Here is a 20,092-nt window from a genome sequence, read left to right as displayed (position 1 = left end):
ACCGGGTTTTTGATGCCGGCGAAATTGCGGCTGCCGGGCTGATCGGCGGCCTCGCTTGACCAGAAGACGCGCTGTTCATTGCCCGGTGTCAGGGCCTGCGTCCACCAGAAGGTGGTAACGTCAAAGTCAAAGGCCTGAATACGGTTGACCCACTGCCCGGTATCGATCAGGCGGATATCCATCTCAACGCCAAGCTGTTTGAGGCGCGCCTTGAAGACCAGCGCGATTTTTTCCAGTCCGGGTTGGCGAATGATCAGTTCGAACCGGAAAGGTTCGCCGGTTTCCTTATTGACCAGAATCTTGTCGCGCAGTTCCCAACCCGCTTCGTTCAGAAGGGTCATGGATTCCCTAAGCGCCTTGCGACGGCCATCGGGTTCGTCAAAATTTGGCAGCCTGAAAGGCTGGGTAAACAGTTCCGGCGGCAATTGATCGCGATAGGGTTCAAGCAAGGCCAGCTCATCCCCGGTTGGAATGCCGCTTGATGCCAGTTCGGAATTCACGAAATAGCTGTCTGTGCGTTTATAGGCCCCATAGAACATCGCACGGTTGAGCCACTGGAAATCAAAGCCGTATTGCAACGCCTTGCGCACCCGCCAATCGGCAAAAAGCGGCAGACGGTTATTCATCACATAGGCCTGCATGCCCACCGGAAGGTTATCGGGCAGGAATTCTTTTTGAATGTCGCCGCGTTCAACTGCCGGGGTGTTGTAGGCGGTGCTCCAGTCGCGCGATGAATGTTCGGAACGCACCATATATTCGCCGGCAAGGAATGCCTGGCGCTGGACTTCCGGATCGAGATAGGTGTCGTAACGGATGATGTCGAAATTGTTCTGTCCGCGATTGACCGGCAGATCTTCGGCCCAGTAATCCTTGACCCGTTCATAGGTGATGCGTCGGCCCGCCTCGATGCTGGCAATGCGATAGGCGCCGCTACCGACCGGGATTTCAAAGGTGGTTTTCGAGAAATCCTTACCGTCCCAGAATTTCTTGGGCATGATCGAAATGCCCGCCGCCGTCATTGGCGTTTCGCGGTTATTGCCGGGCTTGAAGGTGAATTTGACGGTCAGATCGTCAATCGCTTCGGCCCCTTCGATCTGGGAGAAATATTGCCGGTAGACCGGACTTCCTTTTTCGACCAGCACTTCATAGGAAAACACCACATCTTCGGCGGTGATTTCCGATCCGTCCTGAAAACGGGCGCGCGGGTCCAGATGGAAGATGGCAAAGGACCGGTCATCGGGGACTTCGATGCTGCGCGCAATCAGGCCATACATCGCATAGGGTTCATCGGAACTGGCCACCATCAGGCTGTCATAGATCAGACCAAGCCCGGCAGCCGATGTCCCCTTGAGCGTGAAAGGATTGAGCGTATCAAAGGCGACAATCGATGACTGGATCAGGGTTCCGCCCTTGGGCGCGTCGGGATTAACATAATCGAAATGGGTGAAATCCGGCCCGTATTTCAGATCACCATAAAGCGATATGCCATGGGATGTAGTGGTCAGGGGGGCAAGTTCGGCTTCTTCGACGGCGACGGTCGGGGCCGGCTTGATCACCGGTTTGTCACTGTCCTGTGCCCGGGGGGCGGTGACGGGCAATAGCGATGCAAAAACCGTCACACCAAGCGCAAGACATGCGGATGACACCGCCTTGCGCACAAGTTGCTTGCCCGACAGTTTCATATTGGCGACATACGCGATCATGTGACTTATCGTCTTTCCCCTGATGCAAACTGGTTGCGAGTCTTGTCACGAATTGGGACGCAGCAGGCCGGGTTTCCCGGACATTATATTCGATACACGGTCATCGCCCGGCTGCGGTCTTTTATCTGCGGATCATAATGAAGAATAAAATGGTTCAATTTCAAGGCATCATGACGGCCCCGGTGCCTTTTGCGCCAGTTTTCGCCGTTCGGTTTCAATTTTGATTTCACCCATCAACCAGTTGCGGAACGCCCGGACCTTGCGCCGTTCAAGCCGACCTTCGGGATAACAAAGCGAATAGGCATAGGGACTGTCGACCGGCAGATCAAAAGGCACGGTCAGACGATTGGTCACGACATATTCCCCAATCATCGCCGGATCAGAAATCACCACGCCAAAGCCGCTTGCCGCGGCCTCCATCGCCATATCAAGGGTGGCAAAGACCGGGCCGCGATCGGCATCAACGCCCTTGATCCCCGTACCGCTCAGCCAGATGCGCCAGTCTTCGCGCTGGGCCGAGCAATGCAAAAGCGTCACCCCGGCAAGGTCTTCGGGGGTTTTGAGCTTTTTGGCAAGATCGGGATGACAGACCGGCAATAACCGTTCCCCGGTCAGAAATTCATGCACAAGCTGCTCATCCTGGGTATCGGCGAAACGCACGGCGATATCGACCTCGTTGAAATCGACCGGGGCCTTGTCATCATTATAGGTGCCCAGTTGCACCTGAAGATCGGGATGTTCCATCTGAAAGCGGCCAAGCCGCGGCACGATCCAGCGCATGGAAAAAGTCAGCGGCGCCAGAACCGAAAGCTGGGTGTCATCAGCGCGGTCTTCGACCCGGGCCACCGCATGTTCGATCGCATCAAAGGCCGGGGTCAGCCCAACCAGAAGATTGCGCCCCGCGCGGGTGAGCTTGAGACTTCTGTGCTGTCGCTCAAAAAGTTTACGGCCCAAAACTTCTTCAAGATGCTGCACCTGTCGGCTTACCGCACCTTGGGTCACGTTAAGCTCATGTGACGCTTTGGTGAAACTTTCAAGACGACCGGCTACTTCAAAGGCCCGAAGCGCATTTAATGGCAATGGACGGCGTTTCATCGCGAAGACTTTGCATGACTAAAACTCATGCCATGATGACAAAAGATGGTTTGAGCGCAAGTGTTTTTCGGCGTAACTCTGGGTTTATCGAAACGAGACACACGCATCACAGATGCCGGGCCGCTGATGTATTGAGAGCAGGCCTCAGATTACAAGGATGAGAATCATGGTCGCGATCACCAAAGATGCAGGCGCATTTGTTGCAACCCGCCCCCATAACACCGTCAGCCTGATGGATCTGCCGCGCGAATGGTACAAACGCCACGATCTGCGCAAGAAACTTGGCCTGATGGATGCCCGTATGCTGCGCGATATCGGCTGGAACGTCTATGACGCCCGTCGCGAAGCTGCAAAACCGTTCTGGAAAGCCTGATTTCCGGACAAAACCCGCGCTGATGCGCACAACAGAGTATGTATCATGTCTGCCCCGATGTTTCGCTTGCAGGGGTCCCTTTCATTCCCCCTGCAGGTGCTTGATGCTCTTTTGAGCATATTGAAGATCCCGAGCCTTAAATAAGGTTTGGCATTCTTCTTCTCCCTGAACGCAGATGCCAGCATCCCCCCGTTGGCACATGCGTATGAGATTGCCGGTCACTTCCCCTGGTGACCGGCATTTCTTTTGGGCAATACCCGCCTGTCAAAAGTCGCTATTTCTTTGCCGGTTGGCGTAAATACATCAGGTTTGCGGCATTCAGAACCGAATACATCACGGCAAACTGCGCATTGAATTCAAATTTTTCCGGTTTCGGATCGAACATTTCGTAAATTTCACGAATGCTGCGTTTACCGTCGATCCGCGACAGGATGGCCGGTGATGCGGCGGGCATGGTGCGGGTAACGGACAGACCGGTAAAGGTGATCTTGATATTGCCCGACTTGGCCACCGACCGGGCAAGGGCCGCACCATCAACCCGGGTAAAGAACGGAATGGCGTCTTCGGCCGGGACCGGTGGTTTGGTCTTGTTCTTGGCCTTTACCACATAAAAGATGTGCTTGGTGATGTTGCCGGCCATCAGTTCGGCCAACGCAGCCCGTTCACGGAACGGCACATGAACCGCCTTTTCCAGAACATCATGGCGCGAACAATAGGTGGTCGGGTCATAGCGCATCGGCTCGATAAAGCTTTGCAGGCGCAGACCGGCCTTTTCAACGAAATCAAACACTTCATCGACGCGATAGGCCCGATCCTGCTGATGCAAAAGCAGGTCATAAAACCCGGCATCGCCGCCATGAATATGATCGCCGACAAACGGATTGCGCTTGAGCCAGTTGGTCCCGGGCAGGGAATTGAACAGCGCCTTGCCGAAATTAAGGCGGCGCGCCCCGCCGGCCTCGGCATTGAGGCGTTCCATCATTTCCTGCATGTGATAGACGCCCTGGCGACCCAATTCGCCATAAACCATCAACCCCATGCCACCATTGGGTTTGAGCGCATCAGAAAGCGCGCGCAATCCCGCATCGGGATCGGGCAGATGATGCAGCACCCCGCAACAGTCAATGTAATCAAACGGACCGTATTCGGATGCCAGATCAACGAATGAGCCGGTGACAAAGGTCACGTTCTTTTCAAGATTGCGGCGCTTGATACGGGCTTCGGCGATTTCGCGGGAACTTTCGGACAGGTCGATATAGACGATATCGGCCTTGGCCTTGCGGTCGCGGGCCTGCTGGGCCAGCATGACAAGCGCATCGCCGGTGCCACCCCCGGCGACCAGAATTTTGATCTTGCCGCTTTTGGTTTGTGCGGACGGATCACGCCCGCCAAAAACGAAATGCACCACTTCGTCCCAGTTGCCCGGCGATCCGGTGACAAGTCTTTTATCCTCATCCTCGGGATTGCGGGCCGGATAGGGATATGTCTCGTACTGGTCGCGTGTCTTTTCAGACGATTGCACAGCATCGGCACTTTTTTTGTTGTCGGGCATTACCGAGTTTTCCAGCAGAGAAGTGATTGGGACGGAAACATCCTATACCAACGAATTAATTAATAAAATCCAGCAGTTCATGCCAACTCAATCCATCCGGATCACAAGTTTGCCGGTCGCGGTGCGATTGCGGATGGCATCAAGGGCGACCATCGCGTCATCCAGGGGATAGGTTGCTGAAATCATCGGCGTGATCCGGCCATCGCGCAGCAGATCAAGAAGCTCGCCCATGCCCTGTCGGGCGATATCGGGATTTTGTGCCAGATAGGCGCCGAAATAAAATCCGATCGCGGCAACGTTTTTGACCAGAAGAATATTGGCCGGGATTTGCGGCACGGTGCCGCTGGCAAAGCCGATCAGCAATATCCGCGCGCCCGGCGCAACACAGCGCAGGCTTTGATCAAACACATCCCCGCCCACCGGATCATAAACCACATCAACCCCGGCTGCCCTGCCAAGGCCGGTGGCAATTTCGCGTACCCGGTCGCGGATATTTTCGACCTTGTAATCAATGGTGTAATCGGCCCCGTGATCGCGTGCGATCCGGCATTTGTCAGCCCCGCCGGCCGTGGCAATGACCGTTGCCCCCAAAAGCTTGGCACATTCCACCGCCGTCAGCCCGACACCGCCAGCCGCCCCGTGCACCAGAACGATGTCACCAGCCACCACACCGGCGCGATATTTCAACCCGAACCAGCTTGTGCCATATGCGATCTGAAAGGCCGCTGCGCCATCCATATCGACCCCGTCGGGCAAGGCAACAACCCCGGATGCCGGAACAACCACCTTTTGGGCAAATCCGCCCCAGTCGGGCATCGCCATCACCCGGTCACCAATATGAATATCATCGACATTTTCGCCGACCGCATGAACAGTACCACTGACTTCAAAACCCGGGGAAAAGGGACCATCAGGGCGCTTTTGATATTTGCCTTGCAAGATCAGGGTATCGGCGAAATTCACACCACAGGCGGCAATATCAATCACCACCTGACCCGGACCGGGTTGGGGATCAGCCCAGTCAACCAGTGCCGGTGTTTCACCAAATGCCTTGCAAATCCACGCCTTCATACCCGTCCCCTGCGATCATCTGTCCAAGTGATGCGAGTTTGCCGACCAAGCCCGCGCCAGACAAGCCGACATTCGACTAAACACACCCGATCAGTAGCATGACGACCGGATCAGACCGGGTCAGACCGGATCGGAAAGCAGATCAGATTGGAAATCAGAAAGGAAAAAGACAGGCCGGAACCGGCACAAGGAACAATCAGAAAATGCGCTGACGCTTGCGCTTGCGGGTCAGCACCAGCAGAACCAGTGACGGCACAAGCAACACCACAAGGGCCGGTGCCAGCAAGACCGGGACAAAAAGCGTGTCCCATGCCCAGGAGGACACATAACGCTGGATGAAAGACTGCAACAGGTTCAGGCTTCCAGCATCCAGTCGATACCAAAGCTCACCGGCGGCAACCAGTCGAAAACTGCCTGTTTGAAGTGCGGTAATGGAATCGTCGACCAGCACCGCGATGCTGGCAAACAGTAAAATCCATCCCAAGGCCCTTAGAACCCACATTATCTTCTCCAGACTACCCGTCACGGGCGGCTTATATTAGCGAACCCTGATCGCACCCTAACGGCTCTGCCCTGCCAAGGTAAAGGGGCCGGAAAAGCGCGTGCAAAGACATAGCGATCGGAAATCCTAACGTGAAACCTTACGGATCAAGCATCAACAAGAAGTAAAGATCACGCCAAGCCACGGTTTATCAAGGGTTTCAGCCGGTTAAACTGGGCTTTGGCACCCTGTTTGACCGATGAAATCCCGCTGATTTCATGAAAGTGAAAAAAGAGGCTTATTGGGCCTTGTCAAGCAAGGTCGGGTCGGCTAATGTCCGCCCGCTTTCGCGATATATACAAGATCGCATGTGGAGAGGTGGCCGAGTGGTTTAAGGCGCACGCCTGGAAAGCGTGTTGGGGTGTAAGCCCCTCAGGGGTTCGAATCCCCTCCTCTCTGCCACTGACCAAATTCCCGAAAAATCACAGATCAGACGCCACACAGTTCCCACTGTGTGACGAAACGCGTTTGCCTATTTATCCGATCCGGTTTGGGCGGAAACGGCCCCAAGCCATTTGCGCAGCAATCCGTCAAGCTGATCCAGCTCATCGGCATTCAGGCCGTCAAGCAACCGGTGCTGATTGGCGACGTGGTCGGTGACGGCGGCATCGATCAGCTCAAACCCGTGCGGGGTCAGGGCGACCACAAATCCGCGACCGTCTTCGGGGTTGCGCTGACGGGTGATCAGGCCGGCTTCTTCGAGTTTATCAAGCCGGTTGGTCATGGTGCCTGATGTCACCATCGTCCATTCGATCAATTGTGACGGGCTTAGCGCATAGGGTGGCCCCGACCGGCGGAGGGTCGCCAATACATCAAAGCTGGCTCCGTTCAGATCGTGCTGTTTGAAGACACGATCCATCTCCGCCATCAGAATGGCACGCAATCGCCCGACCCGGCCAATCACCCCCATCTGGGCAACATCAAGATCCGGACGTTCGCGGCGCCATTGCGCCAGAATGCGATCGATTTTGTCTGTGCTGTTTTCCATGGCTTGAGGATATGCCGAAAATTTATCTTGACGTCAAGATTTCTGATTATATCTTGACGTCAAGATAAATGGAGCCACCATCATGAACCGAACGACCGACTTGTTACTGACAGCAATTGCCCCGGTGATCTGGGGCAGCAGCTATATCGTGGCGACCGAATTGTTGCCGCATGGCTACCCACTGACCGTATCGCTTTTGCGCGCTTTGCCTGCCGGACTGATCCTGTTGCTGGTAGTGCGCCAGCTTCCCGGTGCCGGGTGGCGTGGCCGGGTTTTAATCCTGGGCGCGCTTAACTTCGCGATATTCTGGGCCATGCTGTTTGTCGCGGCCTATCGCCTGCCGGGCGGAGTTGCAGCTACGCTTGGCGCGATCCAGCCGTTGCTTGTGCTGTTTCTGGCACGTTTTGCCCTAGGCAACACCATCACCCTGCTTGGCATTTTTGCCGCCATTTCGGGACTGATCGGGGTTGCGATGCTTGTTCTTGGCCCATCGGCAAGCCTTGATCCGATTGGCATTGCCGCGGCCCTGTTTGGCGCGGCTTCCATGGCGGCCGGTACGGTCCTGACCCGCAAATGGCAACCGCCGGTATCCCCACTGACCTTTACCGCATGGCAATTGACCGCGGGCGGCATCCTTTTGATCCCGGTTGCCCTGATTGTCGAGCCGGGCTTTCCGATGCCAACCCTCACCAATCTTGCCGGACTGATCTGGTTGGGACTGATCGGTGCGGCCCTGACCTATTTCCTGTGGTTTCGGGGTATTGCGCGGCTTGGCCCGACCACGGTGACAAGCTTTGGCTTCTTAAGCCCGACCAGTGCGGTTTTGCTCGGCTGGGTCATTCTGGGCGAACAGTTATCGCCACTTCAGATCGCCGGTGTTGTCGTTGTCCTGCTCAGTATCTGGCTGGGACAACGTGCCGCACGGCCCAAACCGGCCCTTGCCCCCGACATGACCGCCGATGACAGCCCCCTTGCTGCCACACCGAAACCGTAACGCACCACCAAACACAATTCAGAAAAGGAACGCCCCATGACCAATACCGCCCCGCATAATCGCAAAATCGTTGTTTTTGGCGCCACCGGCGATGTCGGCCGCGAAGTTGTGAGCGAAGCAGTTTTGCGCGGATATCAGGTCACAGCCATTGCCCGCGACATTGCAAAACTGTCCGCCCTTCCGGACTCTGTCGCGCGCCAAAGCATCGATATCCTTGCCAATCCCGAGATTGTCGCAGAAGTCCTTGCCGACCATGATGTTGCGGTCAGTTCACTGCGCCCGGCAACCGGACAGGAAACGCTGTTACCGGAAATGACCAAGGTGCTGCTGGATGCGGCCCGGCAAAGCAAGACGCCAATCTTTGTCACCGGCGGGGCAGCAACCCTGAAACTCGCCGATGGTAGCGGCCATACGGTTCTGAGCGCGCCGGACTTCCTGCCGGGCAGTGTGCGCCCGATTGCCGAGGCCTGCGAACAGGTCGATCGCCTGTTTGATCAATATGACGATGTGCGATGGACCTGCCTGCGCCCGCCGGCCATGCTGATACCGGGCGAGAAAACCCGCAACTATGTGCGCGGGACCGACACACTTGTCACCGATCACGATGGCGTTGCCCGGATTTCCTTTGCCGATTTCGGCGTGGCGATGGCGGACCTTGTTGATGCCAGTTTTGACGCCGGTACCCGCAACCCGCAACGCTTGACGGTTGGCTATCAGTCACAGGTCGCAGCGGCCTGATCCGGCCCGAACAACACATATATATAGATATAAATGAAAAACGGGCGGCTCGACAAAACCGGATAAAGCCGCCCGTTATCAATTCTGATCAGTCGGATATGGATGCGGCCTTGATCCGGGCAAAGACTTCATCAAGGGCGGTATGGATTGCAGATGCGCCGTTTTCACGGACAAAAGCCTTGGCGACCTGTTCGTTCAGGCCGCCCGGTGTGGAATGGCCATCAACCAGTTCGGCAAAGCTTTTATCCGGTGACTTGGCCGTATTTTGCGCGAGCCCCGAAAACAGGGCGGCAAGGTAACGCCTGGCATCGGCCGCATCCGATCCCTGTTTGACCATCCAGTCCGCCGCACTTTCAAGCACCGTGAAATAGGTCGCCATCAGCGCACTTCCCGCTGCATAACCATCAAAGGCATCAATCGTTTTGGCGGCAACCGCCCCGCCAAGTTTGTCAAACAGAGCCATCACATCGTCCGATCCGGGATAGATCGCGGTCACACAGGCATGATGTTCGACCGATGGCAGGGGAATGGCACGGTCACATTGCGCATTGGTGCCAAGCCAGGATTTAAGTTCAGCAATCGGGATGGTGGCGATCAGGCTGACGAGTTTTTTGTCATCGGGCACATCAAGCGGTTCAAGCACTTCACGGGCAATTTGCGGCAACACAGCAAGGAAGATCATATCGGACTGATCAATAATCGCCTGATTGTCGTCGCAGATACGGACATTTTCAAAATCAGCGGCAAGCTTGCGCGAGACCGCATCGCTTCGGCGCGAAACAATGAATTCGGACACCGGATAATCCGATGAAGCCAATCCACGGATCACCGCATCACTGATCGCACCGGTGCCGATAAAGCCAAGCTTCATTTAAAGTCCCCTGTCATATCCTTTGCCCTATCGTCTGGCATGTCGCCAAACATATCCTGTGGCGCAAACGCATCGGCCCGATCAGATGGTCGCATGCCCGCATCGCTGCCATCATAGGCGGCAATGACCCGAAATTCCGGCCCGTCCGAGGTCGAATGGCTTTCATAAAGACAGAACCGATCAATGGTGAAAACCCGCGAGCTCAGATCAACATGATCGGCAACCGTTTGTTCGATGGTGGCACGCGCAGCATCGCGGTTCCGACCGAGCGTGATATGCGGGGTGAATTTGCGCATATCCATATCCGGGCATTCATCGAGTGCAAGAAGCGCGTTTTCAACCCGGTGCGCCAGACGGTGCAGGGCCGGCTGGTCCTTTATCCCGGCCCAGAAGATGCGGATCTTGCGGCTGGAGGCAAAGACATCCAGTCCCCTGACCTGAAGATCAAAGGGTTCGAACGATACCTGTGCAAGGGCGTGATCAATTTCTTCGGCCAGACCGGGATCGACATTGCCGATGAATTTAAGGGTGATATGCATGTTTTCCGGGGTCTGGGCATCCAGCCCCTTGATCCCGCGCGCAAGCGGATAAAGATCGGCTGCGATATCGCCGGGAATTTCCACGCCGACAAACAAACGCATGACTGGGGGTATCCAATTCTATTCTGGTGGCAGGGTGGCGTTGGAAATATCGCCTAGCCGGTGGAACGTCCGGGCAGCGGAAGAACATCGTCCTCGCCATCGATCTGCGGGAAGTTGCCCGATGCCCAGTCGGCCTTGGCCTTTTCGATGCGTTCCTTTGAAGACGCAACGAAATTCCACCACAAATGCCGATGGCCCAGCGGCAAGCCGCCCAGCAACATCACCCGACTGTCGGTGGCAGCAACGATATCGGGGATTTCTTCGGGCGCGACATAGACGAAGCTTTCCGGGCCAAAGGCATCGCCATCAATGGCAACGCTGCCAGACACAACATAAATCGCGCCTTCCTGATTTTCACCGGGCAGCAGCAATTGCGCGCCTTCATCCATGTGAACATCAAGATAATACAGTTTGGATTTGACCGGAACGGGTGCGGTTTTGCCAAATGCCTCGCCCGCGATCAGGCGCATGTGAAGACCGGCATCTTCAATGATCGGAAGGTCATGCTTGGGCACATGATAAAAGGCGGGATCGGATTCTTCGGCCTCTTCGGGAAGGGCGACCCAAAGCTGCAAACCGTCAAGTTCATGGACCGAATTGCGGACTTCGGGTGTTTCGCGTTCGGAATGGGTGATGCCATGTCCGGCATTCATCCAGTTGAGATCACCCGGCGTGATTTCCAGATTGCTGCCCAGACTGTCACGATGAAGCACCGCCCCCTTGAACAGATAGGTCACGGTTGCCAGACAGATATGGGGATGCGGGGGCACGTCAATGCCCTGACCGGGTTGGAATTCGGCCGGACCCATATGATCGAAAAAGACGAACGGCCCGACAGACCGCACTTCGCGATGGGGCAGAACGCGGCGCACGGAAAAAGCCCCAAGATCGGCTTCCTTGCCAGTGATAAGCTTAACCATGCGCCGCCTCCTTATATATGTGGGTCGGACACAGCCCGATCCGGGCTGCGCCGATTTACGAATGCGTGATGACCATCCCGATTACGGGCACGGGAACGGCCATTTCTGATGGATCGCCTCGATCTCGGCCAGAACATCGTCGGACAAGGTAATGTTGGCCGATCCAATATTGGTTTTGAGCTGTTCCATGCTGGTCGCGCCAATGATGTTCGACGTCAGGAACGGACGCGAATTGACATAGGCCAGCGCCATCTGGCACGGGTCAAGACCATTGTCCTTGGCCAGTTTCACATAGGCCTCGGTCGATTTGATGCCATTTTCGGTCTGGTAACGGCCGAAATATTGCGGCCATTTGGCAACGCGCGATCCTTCGGGACGGGCACCGCCCAGATATTTGCCCGAAAGCGCCCCGCCGCCCAGCGGCGAATAGGCCAGAAGACCGGCATCTTCGCGGATCGAACATTCAGCCATGCCGACTTCGTATTGGCGGGTCAGAAGGCTATAGGGGTTCTGAACCGAAACCACGCGCGGCCAGCCATTTTTTTCGGCCAGTTCAAGGAACTTCATCAGTCCCCACGGGTTTTCGTTCGACAGCCCGATATGGCGGACCTTGCCGGCCTTTACCAGTTCATCAAGGGCCGCAAGGCTTTCCTCGATCGGGGTGAAATCTTCGTTCTCGTCATGGACATAGCCCAGCTTGCCAAAGAAGTTGGAATTCCGGTCCGGCCAATGGAGCTGATAAAGATCGACATAGTCGGTCTTAAGACGTTTGAGCGATCCGTCGATTGCCTCGTGAATTTGGGCACGGGTCAGACGCGGCCCGTTGCGGACATAGGCAAAACGTTCGGCCGGGCCAACGATCTTGGTCGCGATCACCAGATCATCACGACGCCCGCGCTTTTCAAGCCAGTTGCCGATGATGGTTTCGGTCGCGGTAAAGGTTTCTTCCATTGCCGGGACCGGATACATTTCGGCGGTATCAATGAAATTGACTTCGTTTGCAGTCGCATAGTCGAGCTGTTCGAACGCTTCGTCCTGCGTATTCTGCTGTCCCCAGGTCATGGTGCCCAGGCAGATAACACTGACATCAATGTCAGTACGTCCCAATCGACGATATTCCATATAACAATCCCCTTTTGCATCCCGCCGCCAAGCGGCTCCTGAAAGGATGCGACTTTTCACAATGGTATGAATATATCCCGTGACGGGCGTGATGAAACCGCCCGCGGCAAAAAATCTTATGCGATCACGGATTTAGCCAACAATTTCCGGGGATGTTAGCGCGAACACGCGGCAAGGGCCGGCCCTAGACAAACAGGGTCAGAACCCCGGTATAGCCATAGAAACGGTCATTGCAGATTTCACCATTGCCGTAAAATCCGGTCAGGGGCAAATCCCCCAATTCGTCGCGGATGATCATCATTTCACGGCTTTCGGTGCCAAACAGATGCGGGCCACGGGCGACACAGCTGCAATAAAGGGCACCGCGCGGTTTGCCGGGCAGACGTTTTTGCAATTCCGATAGCATCCGGCGCAAATCCTGTTCGGCGGCGGCCCCGTCGCGGCGGACAAAGCGGATGGCGTCACCGGCCTGCACATCGCCACTGATGGCGATCATGTTGTTGTGGGGATCAACCCCCATCAGATTGCGCACGACAAAATCACCGGTATCGGAACCGGGCACCATCAGGGCCGCGTGATAACGCCCGGATGCCATTGAATGTTCACTGCCATCGGCGTCGAGTTCTTCCTTAAGCACCGAAAGAGCCGGACGGTCATCAAGGGTGGAAACAATGCCTTCGCGGCCTTCGGTCACGCGATGGACCGGGCCGATTGGCGTGCAGGCCTGGCTGATGCCGACCTGAACGGTGGTTTTGCTGTCAAACAGCACGCCTGAAAGACCGCCATTGACCACGCGATCGGCAATCTGTGGCGCGCTTCGTTCGCCCGATGCAATCCCGCCGACCAGATAGGTTGATCCCATGCGCGCCAGTTCCGACAGGGTCGCCAGACTTTGCGGTGCGCCGGGATCGCCATGGACCAGACCGAAAATCGGTTGCAGACGATCAATCGCCTTTTGCAGTTCCGGTGCATCAAGATCGGCATCGGTTTTCAGCGGTTCGAAAATATGAAAGTCGTCACTGGCAAACGGGGCCACCATGACAGAAGCCGCCGGAACCCCGAAATAGGCGCGGCCCGATCCACAGACACCAACACCCGATGTGCCGATCCAGTGTTCAATCGACAGGCGCGATCGCAAAAAGGTCAGGATGCTGCCGATATCTTCGGCAAGGGCTTCGGAAACATAGAGAAACGCCAAAGCCTGGGAGGGAAGCGGTTCTTTTTCCAACAGTTCCGCCAGCTCGGAGGCGACAGAGGCCCAGTTTTCCCCGCTGGCATGTGCAGCCCGAAATTCCGCCGTCATGCATTCTCCCGATTTTGACTGATCACACGATCCGGGTCTTGCGCCCGCCTTTGTCCGAACATCCCGACACGACAGCGTGCAGCGATCCGGATAGCTCACTTACATTATATCTAAGCATCGGGTCCGGTTTTCGACAAGGGCCATCGAAAAAGCAGGGCGTGATGCGCGCTTGCGGTCAGGAAATATGTTTGCGCAACAGGTCCATGGCGGCATTCAGCTGTGTCATGCGTTGATGAGACCCGTAATTGCTGTCGGGATGATGGATCGCGGCAAGCACCCGGTATTTGGCACGTATCGTGCGCATATCGGGCCGGGCACTGGGCGCGAACCCCATGACATGCAGGGCCTCGTTAAAGGTGGTCACACCACGATCAAGCGGATCAAAGGCAAGGTTATCAACAATCTGGCGCAGACGTTCGAGTTCCTCGCGCGATTGCAAAAGCTCGACCGGGGGTTCGGCCTGACGCTTTTTGATGGCGCGCGCTTCTTCAAGGGCGGCGCGTTCTGCGGCAAGGACATCGGACTTTTCAACCCGCATATTGACGTCCCCCGCATCAAAATCGATGGCCATTTTCAAGGCCTTGCGCACGGTGACCACTGCAAATCCCGGTGGCAAACGCAATTGCAGGCGCGGTTTGCGCCGCCACGGGCGACCTTCGGCCGGACCTGATTTCAGAACAATGGTTTCACGGTCCCCTTTGGGCGGATCACCGGGATCTTCGTAATCCTCGATCGTTTTTTCCGGCACGATCAACATCACTGATCGCGCCAGATCTGCGGCATTGACGCCGCGCCGTTCGGCCAATTGCAAAACGGTGTCTCGAAATGTCGACGAACAGGGGATGGTGTAGGATTGTTTGACGCCAGATGATGCGGACACGCCCGATGCCTCTGTTAAATTATTGATTTAATTTAATAATTATCACGTCCCGGGTAACTTTAACCGCCCGATTGCGCGGACTTTTTCTGTTCCCGGATGGAAGTGTATCGGGTGATTCCGGCAGCTGCAACTGCATTTGCAGTCAAAATCGAATCGCTTCCGATTCATCCACAGGGAAAATTGCGACTCGGGATGAATCCTTGGAGTCGCCGAATGGCATCCAAAGCCCTGATATTGCGCCATTCCCGCCGAATCACCAGGGATTCCAAGCTGCGACTCGGTGAAAAGTTATTCAACAAACTTATCCACAGGCCCGGATTGGCATTTTGCGGGTAAATTTACCTAAATTATTGAATCATATGGATTCTTTATATGAATCAGCGGTTATGACATTTCCCCACCCTGCGCAGCCTGCAGTTCCGCGTTGGAAGATCGTGCGTCTCTAAAAACACCCAGCGGCTTCTTAAAACAACATACGCAGTTAACGGACTGACAATTCGGAACATATCCGAAAGTAAATGGTCTGTTAATTTTACAGTAAAGCCGGTGTTTTGGGGCCAAATCCGGGTGTTTTCGGGTGTTTCAGCCACTCATGGCACATTCCGAACCTATGCTTAATCAATTGATTTTAAACGATTATCATAACATCTGCGCCAAGTTTCCGACCTTCCTCCTCACAGAGGGAGAAATCGTTTCGGGTTGTTGATGTTTTCTATCTACATTTGCAGTTTTTTCGCCACCCCCGGTCCGAAAATGTCGCAATTCCATCGCCAAACGACATTTTCCGTCGGATTTTTTGACCGATAACCCATTGGAAAACGGTTGTTTTTCAAACCAACACTCGATAGGCGGCAAAATTCAGAAACTGCTGCACTGCACAGCTTGCCCGCATGGGGCAGTCGCACCGCACCAACGATCACCGGTCACAGATTGTGCCAAAATTGCCGCCATCGGCTAATCCACCCCGATCCACAAAACCCAAACCATGGTCCGCAAACAGCAAAAAACCCCGATACCACAAGGCAATCGGGGCTTTTGGCAGGGACAAGATTAATCAGGCAGGATCAGGATGCATCGTCGAGCAGATTGATCACATCGGGCAAAATGCGTTCAACAATGACCGCGACCCCGTCCGCATTGGGATGCATGCCGTCATCCTGGTTAAGGTCGGGTTCGGCCGCAACGCCATCCAGGAAAAATGGATAGAAATCAATTTCATAGCGACCGGCAAGGTCGGGATAGATGCTGTTGAATTCATCGCCATATGCCTTGCCCATATTGGGCGGCGCCATCATCCCGGCCAACAGGACATCGACATCCTGCGCGCGCAGTTTTTCGATGATTTTGGCCAGATTGTCGCGCGTCTGGGCCGGTTCGACCCCGCGCAAGGCATCATTGGCGCCAAGTTCAAGCAACACCGCATCGGGTTTATCCACAAGCGCCCAGTCAAGGCGGGCCAAACCGGCAGCAGAAGTATCACCCGACACCGAACTGTTAATCACCCGCACATCGTGACCGGCTTGTTTCAGGGCGCTTTGAAGCTTCGGGGCGAAGCCGTCATCATGGGCAAGGCCATATCCGGCCATCAAACTATCGCCAAACAAAACAATGGTTTGCGGCGATTTATCAGCGGCCTGAACCGGTAAAACTGCGCCAAACAGGCCAAAGAGTGCGACCATCGCCACCACAAGCCCGCGTGAAAGCCGCCTGATCGCAGTGCGCAGTGCAGTGAACTCGATTACAGTGCGGTCTTGCCCGATCGCCAAATTCATAACAAATCTCACCCCATATGCTGTCATCTTGCCGGGATGGTTACCAAGCGGTTACCCTGCGACAGCGCATTCAGATCATTAGAAATATTATCTGAACCAGAAACGTCCTGATCCGTAAGCTTATGTAACCTGCTTTGATGATCTTGCAACGGACAAGCCCGATAGGACCCCAAATGAGTGTGACCGAAACCACCGCCGTCGCGGAACAAACTGATGCTTCTGCGGGCAAGAAAGCCGAACAGACCATTGATGTCCGCAACCTGAAGCTCAGACTGCAAGGCCCCGCCGGCATTGTCGAGATTCTCAAAGGTGTTGATCTGTCACTTTATGCCGGGGAAAGGGTCAGTCTGGTTGGCCCGTCCGGATCGGGCAAAACATCGCTTTTGATGGTTATTGCGGGGTTGGAACAAGCCCAGGAAGGTGTGGTCAATGTCTGTGGCAATGACCTGCGCGCCCTTGATGAGGATGGCTTGGCACTTTATCGCCGCCACCATGTCGGCATCGTGTTTCAGGACTTCCATCTGATCCCGACCATGAGCGCGCTTGAAAACGTTGCACTTCCGATGGAGTTCGCCGGACGCAAGGATGCATTCGAAAAGGCCCGTGCCGAACTTGAACTGGTCGGGCTTGGCCATCGCACCGATCATTATCCCGGCCAATTGTCGGGTGGCGAACAGCAACGCGTGGCCCTTGCCCGGGCTCTTGCCACCGATCCGGAACTTTTGCTGGCCGATGAGCCGACCGGCAACCTTGATGGTGCGACCGGTGAAACGATTATCGAATTGCTGTTTGATCTGACCAAACGGCGCGGTTCCACGTTGCTTTTGATCACCCATGATCCGGGCCTTGCCGAGCGGTGCGACCGTACCGTAATGCTGCGCGACGGCGAAATCGTTTCGCAACTGGAATCGCGGTCATGAGCAACGGTTTATCTTTATCCCCAAGCGATGACCGCCTGTGGTCGATTGCCTGGCGGGTGTGCCGCCGGGAATTGCGCGGCGGTCTTTCGGGTTTCCGGATTTTCCTGGCCTGTCTGGCGCTGGGCGTCGGGGCGATTGCCGCTGTGGGAAACGTTTCGGAATCCGTTCTTTCCGCGCTGGAGCGCGACGGGCGCAAGCTTTTGGGCGGCGATGTCGAACTGCGCCTGACCCATATGGAAGCCACAGCCGAGCAACTTGACTGGTTGCGCGCCAATACCGAACGCATGGGCGAACTGGCAACCATGCGCACCACGGCTTATGGCCCGGAGCAGCGGCGGCTGGTGGAACTCAAGGCGGTTGATGATATCTATCCGCTGTTTGGCGAGATGGAGCTTGCCGATAACATTCCGTTTGACGGTATCCTTGATCGGAAAGACGGCCTTTGGGGTGCGGTGACCGAGGCCGGCCTTCTGGAACGTCTTAACATCGCGATCGGAGATACGGTCAAACTTGGCGATATCGATGTCCAGATCCGTGGCGTCATTGCCACGGAACCTGACAAGGCGGTCGGGTTCTTTAACTTTGGCCCGCGCCTGATGGTGTCAAAAGCTGCCCTGATGGACACCGGCCTTGTTCAGCCCGGCAGCCTGATCCGCTATTATTACGCATTGGATCTGATGGGCAATGAAACGCCCACCGCGTTTCGTGAACGGCTTGAAAACCAGTTTGAAGATGCCGGTTGGCGCATCCGCGACACATCGAACGCCAATCCCGGTTTGCGCCGTTTTATTGAACGTCTGACCCTGTTTCTGACACTGGTTGGTCTGTCCGCCCTTCTGGTGGGCGGCATCGGGGTCGCCAATGCAGTGCGCAGCCATATCGAAAGCAAAACATCTGTTATCGCCACCCTGAAATCGATCGGGGCGTCACATGGACTGGTGTTGCGGATTTACTTCCTGCAAATCCTGGTGCTTGCGCTGATCGGGATCGGGATCGGGCTTTTGATCGGGGCTGTGACCCCGGCAATTGTCGCCCCGCTTCTGGCCGGGCGGTTGCCGATCGATGTGACCCTTGGCCCGGCATTGCCATCCCTGATCATTGCCACCAGCTTCGGGGTGCTGACCACACTGGTCTTTGCGTTGCCGTCCCTGTTGCGTGCGCGTGAGATTCCCGCTGCCCGGCTTTTCCGGGCCAGTGCGGGACTGTTTAACGGCAGTCCGGTGCGCAGGCGCGACCTGCCCTATATCGGCATCCCCCTTGTGCTGTTGCTGGTCCTGACGGTTTTGACGGCAACCGACCGGGCAATTGCACTGGGCTTTATTGCCGGATCTGCGGCGGCCGTGGTGATTTTCACCTATGCCGGACGGGGAATTGTATCTCTTTCGAAACGGTTTATCACCGGTCGGGATGCCTTTTCGCGTCTTGCCCTGGCCAACCTGCATCGTCCGGGGGCAAGCACGGTTCCGGTCGCCCTGTCACTTGGGCTTGGCCTGACCCTGCTGGTCACGATTTCCGGGATCGAGGGCAATCTTGATAACGAGATCAATGAAAACCTTCCTGAATCTGCCCCGGCCTTCTTCTTCCTTGATATCCGTCCGGATCAGATGGATCAGTTCCGAAGCCAGCTTCTGGCGCAGGAAAATGTTTCGGATATCGAACAAACACCGATGCTGCGCGGGCGTGTCACCGCGATTGACGGGGTTGATGCCAATGATGTGGGCCCGGGCGATGATCGCTGGTTCCTGCGTGGTGACCGTGGCCTGACCTTTGCCGCCGCCCCGCCGCCCGAAACCAAACTGGTGCGCGGGGAATGGTGGCCGTCTGATTATGATGATGCGTCCAAGCCGCTGGTATCGATCAGTGCCGATATCGGCAATGCCTTTGAACTTGAACCCGGTGATACGATCACGGTCAATATTCTGGGCCGCGACATCACAGCCGAGATCGCCAACTGGCGCGAGGTCGAATGGCAAAGCCTGCGCATGAATTTTGCCATGGTGTTTTCACCCGGCCTGATCGACAAGGCCCCCTATAGCCTGATTGCCACCGCCCATATGCCGCGCGAAATGGAAGAACCGGTTGATCGCATGATCGGGCTCGACTTCCCGAATGTATCCGCCATCCGCGTGCGCGAGGCGCTGGAAGCCGCCAACGCCATTCTGGCCGGGATCGGAACCGCACTTAATGCGACAAGCATGATTGCGATTGTTGCCGGGGTGCTTGTGCTTGCCGGCGCAGTTGCCGCAGGCCGCCGCAAGCGGATCTATGATGCCGTGGTGCTCAAGACGCTTGGCGCGACACGGGCCAATATCCTTTATGCCTATGCGCTGGAATACGGGATTTTGGGTCTTGCGACCGGGGTAATTGCCGCCTTTGTCGGCTCGGTCGCGGCATGGTCGGTGCTGGTTCTGGTGATGGAGGCACATTGGGTCTTCTTGCCGATGACCATTTTCGGTCCGATTGCCATCGGTCTTCTGGCAACGCTTTCGGCCGGCTTCGTTGGCACCTGGCAGGCGCTGCGCAGTCCCGCCGCACCGATGTTGCGCAACGAATAGGCCATTTCCCGATATCTTGAAAAAACAGGGCCGGTCACATGTGACCGGCCCTG

Annotated in this window: 18 protein-coding genes and 1 tRNA gene (1 of these 19 running past the window's edge); 6 read left to right on the top strand and 13 right to left on the bottom strand. The window is 56.0% G+C overall.

The window, feature by feature from the left end; genetic code table 11:
- Both WA429_RS01625 and WA429_RS01620 read right to left on the bottom strand, forming a co-directional pair.
- A protein-coding gene (locus WA429_RS01625) for an extracellular solute-binding protein (RefSeq protein ID WP_443082673.1) crosses the window boundary here: on the bottom strand, nucleotides 1–1,274 show its 5' portion. Its footprint begins 337 nt before the window's first position; 1,274 of the gene's 1,611 nt are visible here — the first part of the coding sequence; its start codon is at nucleotides 1,272–1,274; its stop codon lies beyond the left edge, outside the window.
- Between the two features lie 597 nt (nucleotides 1,275–1,871).
- Nucleotides 1,872–2,798 carry a LysR substrate-binding domain-containing protein gene (locus WA429_RS01620; protein ID WP_101248220.1) on the bottom strand — a complete coding sequence of 309 codons (927 nt, stop codon included), beginning with the start codon at nucleotides 2,796–2,798 and terminating at the stop codon, nucleotides 1,872–1,874.
- A gap of 166 nt (nucleotides 2,799–2,964) precedes the next feature.
- On the opposite strand from WA429_RS01620, the gene WA429_RS01615 reads away from it, so the two are divergent.
- Entirely contained in the window at nucleotides 2,965–3,171 is a 207-nt protein-coding gene (locus WA429_RS01615; protein ID WP_114111964.1) for a DUF1127 domain-containing protein, read from the top strand.
- A 274-nt stretch (nucleotides 3,172–3,445) separates the two neighbouring features.
- Here WA429_RS01615 and WA429_RS01610 read toward each other — a convergent pair whose 3' ends face one another.
- From WA429_RS01610 to WA429_RS01600, 3 genes are all read right to left on the bottom strand, one after another.
- Nucleotides 3,446–4,723, bottom strand: a complete 1,278-nt coding sequence (locus tag WA429_RS01610; protein WP_206926636.1) for a class I SAM-dependent methyltransferase — start codon at nucleotides 4,721–4,723, stop codon at nucleotides 3,446–3,448.
- Between the two features lie 87 nt (nucleotides 4,724–4,810).
- Nucleotides 4,811–5,794, bottom strand: coding sequence for an NADPH:quinone oxidoreductase family protein (locus tag WA429_RS01605; RefSeq protein ID WP_287464452.1), 984 nt, complete (start codon nucleotides 5,792–5,794; stop codon nucleotides 4,811–4,813).
- Between the two features lie 196 nt (nucleotides 5,795–5,990).
- Nucleotides 5,991–6,296, bottom strand: a complete 306-nt coding sequence (locus WA429_RS01600) for a hypothetical protein (protein ID WP_101248224.1) — start codon at nucleotides 6,294–6,296, stop codon at nucleotides 5,991–5,993.
- 351 nt (nucleotides 6,297–6,647) lie between these two features.
- Between WA429_RS01600 and WA429_RS01595 the strand changes: the two genes are divergently transcribed.
- Nucleotides 6,648–6,737, top strand: a tRNA-Ser gene (locus tag WA429_RS01595).
- Nucleotides 6,738–6,807: 70 nt separating this feature from the next.
- On the opposite strand, the gene WA429_RS01590 is transcribed toward WA429_RS01595, so the two are convergent.
- A complete protein-coding gene (locus WA429_RS01590; RefSeq protein ID WP_287464453.1) occupies nucleotides 6,808–7,323 on the bottom strand; it encodes a MarR family winged helix-turn-helix transcriptional regulator in 516 nt (171 codons plus the stop codon).
- Nucleotides 7,324–7,405: 82 nt separating this feature from the next.
- Between WA429_RS01590 and WA429_RS01585 the strand changes: the two genes are divergently transcribed.
- Complete coding sequence (locus tag WA429_RS01585; protein ID WP_443082671.1) at nucleotides 7,406–8,317, top strand: EamA family transporter; 912 nt, start codon at nucleotides 7,406–7,408, stop codon at nucleotides 8,315–8,317.
- Between the two features lie 36 nt (nucleotides 8,318–8,353).
- Nucleotides 8,354–9,055 (top strand): NAD(P)-dependent oxidoreductase, encoded by a 702-nt coding sequence (locus WA429_RS01580; RefSeq protein ID WP_287464454.1) that lies wholly within the window; start codon nucleotides 8,354–8,356, stop codon nucleotides 9,053–9,055.
- Between the two features lie 88 nt (nucleotides 9,056–9,143).
- On the opposite strand, the gene WA429_RS01575 is transcribed toward WA429_RS01580, so the two are convergent.
- The 7 genes from WA429_RS01575 to WA429_RS01545 form a co-directional block, all read right to left on the bottom strand.
- Nucleotides 9,144–9,926: a pyrroline-5-carboxylate reductase gene (locus tag WA429_RS01575; protein WP_287464455.1), complete on the bottom strand. Its 783-nt coding sequence runs from the start codon at nucleotides 9,924–9,926 to the stop codon at nucleotides 9,144–9,146.
- The gene (thpR, locus tag WA429_RS01570) at nucleotides 9,923–10,567 is read right to left on the bottom strand and encodes an RNA 2',3'-cyclic phosphodiesterase (protein ID WP_287464456.1); all 645 of its coding nucleotides are present in this window, start codon (nucleotides 10,565–10,567) and stop codon (nucleotides 9,923–9,925) included. Before thpR ends, WA429_RS01575 begins: the two co-directional genes overlap by 4 nt.
- Nucleotides 10,568–10,620: 53 nt before the next feature.
- Entirely contained in the window at nucleotides 10,621–11,487 is an 867-nt protein-coding gene (locus WA429_RS01565; RefSeq protein WP_206926629.1) for a pirin family protein, read from the bottom strand.
- Between the two features lie 81 nt (nucleotides 11,488–11,568).
- The gene (locus WA429_RS01560; protein WP_101248231.1) at nucleotides 11,569–12,609 is read right to left on the bottom strand and encodes an NADP(H)-dependent aldo-keto reductase; all 1,041 of its coding nucleotides are present in this window, start codon (nucleotides 12,607–12,609) and stop codon (nucleotides 11,569–11,571) included.
- Between the two features lie 184 nt (nucleotides 12,610–12,793).
- Nucleotides 12,794–13,912 (bottom strand): FIST signal transduction protein, encoded by a 1,119-nt coding sequence (locus tag WA429_RS01555; protein WP_101248232.1) that lies wholly within the window; start codon nucleotides 13,910–13,912, stop codon nucleotides 12,794–12,796.
- Between the two features lie 175 nt (nucleotides 13,913–14,087).
- On the bottom strand, nucleotides 14,088–14,792 hold the full coding sequence (locus tag WA429_RS01550; RefSeq protein ID WP_101248233.1) for a J domain-containing protein: 705 nt from the start codon (nucleotides 14,790–14,792) through the stop codon (nucleotides 14,088–14,090).
- A 1,064-nt stretch (nucleotides 14,793–15,856) separates the two neighbouring features.
- The gene (locus tag WA429_RS01545; RefSeq protein ID WP_250281500.1) at nucleotides 15,857–16,564 is read right to left on the bottom strand and encodes an arylesterase; all 708 of its coding nucleotides are present in this window, start codon (nucleotides 16,562–16,564) and stop codon (nucleotides 15,857–15,859) included.
- A 173-nt stretch (nucleotides 16,565–16,737) separates the two neighbouring features.
- On the opposite strand from WA429_RS01545, the gene WA429_RS01540 reads away from it, so the two are divergent.
- Complete coding sequence (locus tag WA429_RS01540) at nucleotides 16,738–17,484, top strand: ABC transporter ATP-binding protein (protein WP_101248235.1); 747 nt, start codon at nucleotides 16,738–16,740, stop codon at nucleotides 17,482–17,484.
- Nucleotides 17,481–20,039, top strand: a complete 2,559-nt coding sequence (locus WA429_RS01535; RefSeq protein WP_101248236.1) for an ABC transporter permease — start codon at nucleotides 17,481–17,483, stop codon at nucleotides 20,037–20,039. The genes WA429_RS01540 and WA429_RS01535 overlap by 4 nt, the downstream gene beginning before the upstream one ends.
- The last annotated feature ends 53 nt before the right edge of the window (nucleotides 20,040–20,092 follow it).

The sequence above is a fragment of the Thalassospira sp. CH_XMU1420-2 genome (assembly GCF_037029325.1).
GTDB lineage: Bacteria > Pseudomonadota > Alphaproteobacteria > Rhodospirillales > Thalassospiraceae > Thalassospira > Thalassospira povalilytica.
Note: the sequence above shows the minus strand (reverse complement) of the source record. Positions and strands in the feature narration are given on the sequence as shown.

Coding starts and splice junctions, on each gene's coding strand:
- WA429_RS01620 (WP_101248220.1), bottom strand. CDS start 2,798: ATGAAACGCCGTCCATTGCCATTAAATGCGCTTCGGGCCTTTGAAGTA.
- WA429_RS01540 (WP_101248235.1), top strand. CDS start 16,738: ATGAGTGTGACCGAAACCACCGCCGTCGCGGAACAAACTGATGCTTCT.
- WA429_RS01580 (WP_287464454.1), top strand. CDS start 8,354: ATGACCAATACCGCCCCGCATAATCGCAAAATCGTTGTTTTTGGCGCC.
- WA429_RS01600 (WP_101248224.1), bottom strand. CDS start 6,296: ATGTGGGTTCTAAGGGCCTTGGGATGGATTTTACTGTTTGCCAGCATC.
- WA429_RS01585 (WP_443082671.1), top strand. CDS start 7,406: ATGAACCGAACGACCGACTTGTTACTGACAGCAATTGCCCCGGTGATC.
- WA429_RS01545 (WP_250281500.1), bottom strand. CDS start 16,564: ATGAATTTGGCGATCGGGCAAGACCGCACTGTAATCGAGTTCACTGCA.
- WA429_RS01590 (WP_287464453.1), bottom strand. CDS start 7,323: ATGGAAAACAGCACAGACAAAATCGATCGCATTCTGGCGCAATGGCGC.
- WA429_RS01555 (WP_101248232.1), bottom strand. CDS start 13,912: ATGACGGCGGAATTTCGGGCTGCACATGCCAGCGGGGAAAACTGGGCC.
- WA429_RS01560 (WP_101248231.1), bottom strand. CDS start 12,609: ATGGAATATCGTCGATTGGGACGTACTGACATTGATGTCAGTGTTATC.
- WA429_RS01575 (WP_287464455.1), bottom strand. CDS start 9,926: ATGAAGCTTGGCTTTATCGGCACCGGTGCGATCAGTGATGCGGTGATC.
- WA429_RS01615 (WP_114111964.1), top strand. CDS start 2,965: ATGGTCGCGATCACCAAAGATGCAGGCGCATTTGTTGCAACCCGCCCC.
- WA429_RS01565 (WP_206926629.1), bottom strand. CDS start 11,487: ATGGTTAAGCTTATCACTGGCAAGGAAGCCGATCTTGGGGCTTTTTCC.
- WA429_RS01535 (WP_101248236.1), top strand. CDS start 17,481: ATGAGCAACGGTTTATCTTTATCCCCAAGCGATGACCGCCTGTGGTCG.
- WA429_RS01610 (WP_206926636.1), bottom strand. CDS start 4,723: ATGCCCGACAACAAAAAAAGTGCCGATGCTGTGCAATCGTCTGAAAAG.
- thpR (WP_287464456.1), bottom strand. CDS start 10,567: ATGCGTTTGTTTGTCGGCGTGGAAATTCCCGGCGATATCGCAGCCGAT.
- WA429_RS01605 (WP_287464452.1), bottom strand. CDS start 5,794: ATGAAGGCGTGGATTTGCAAGGCATTTGGTGAAACACCGGCACTGGTT.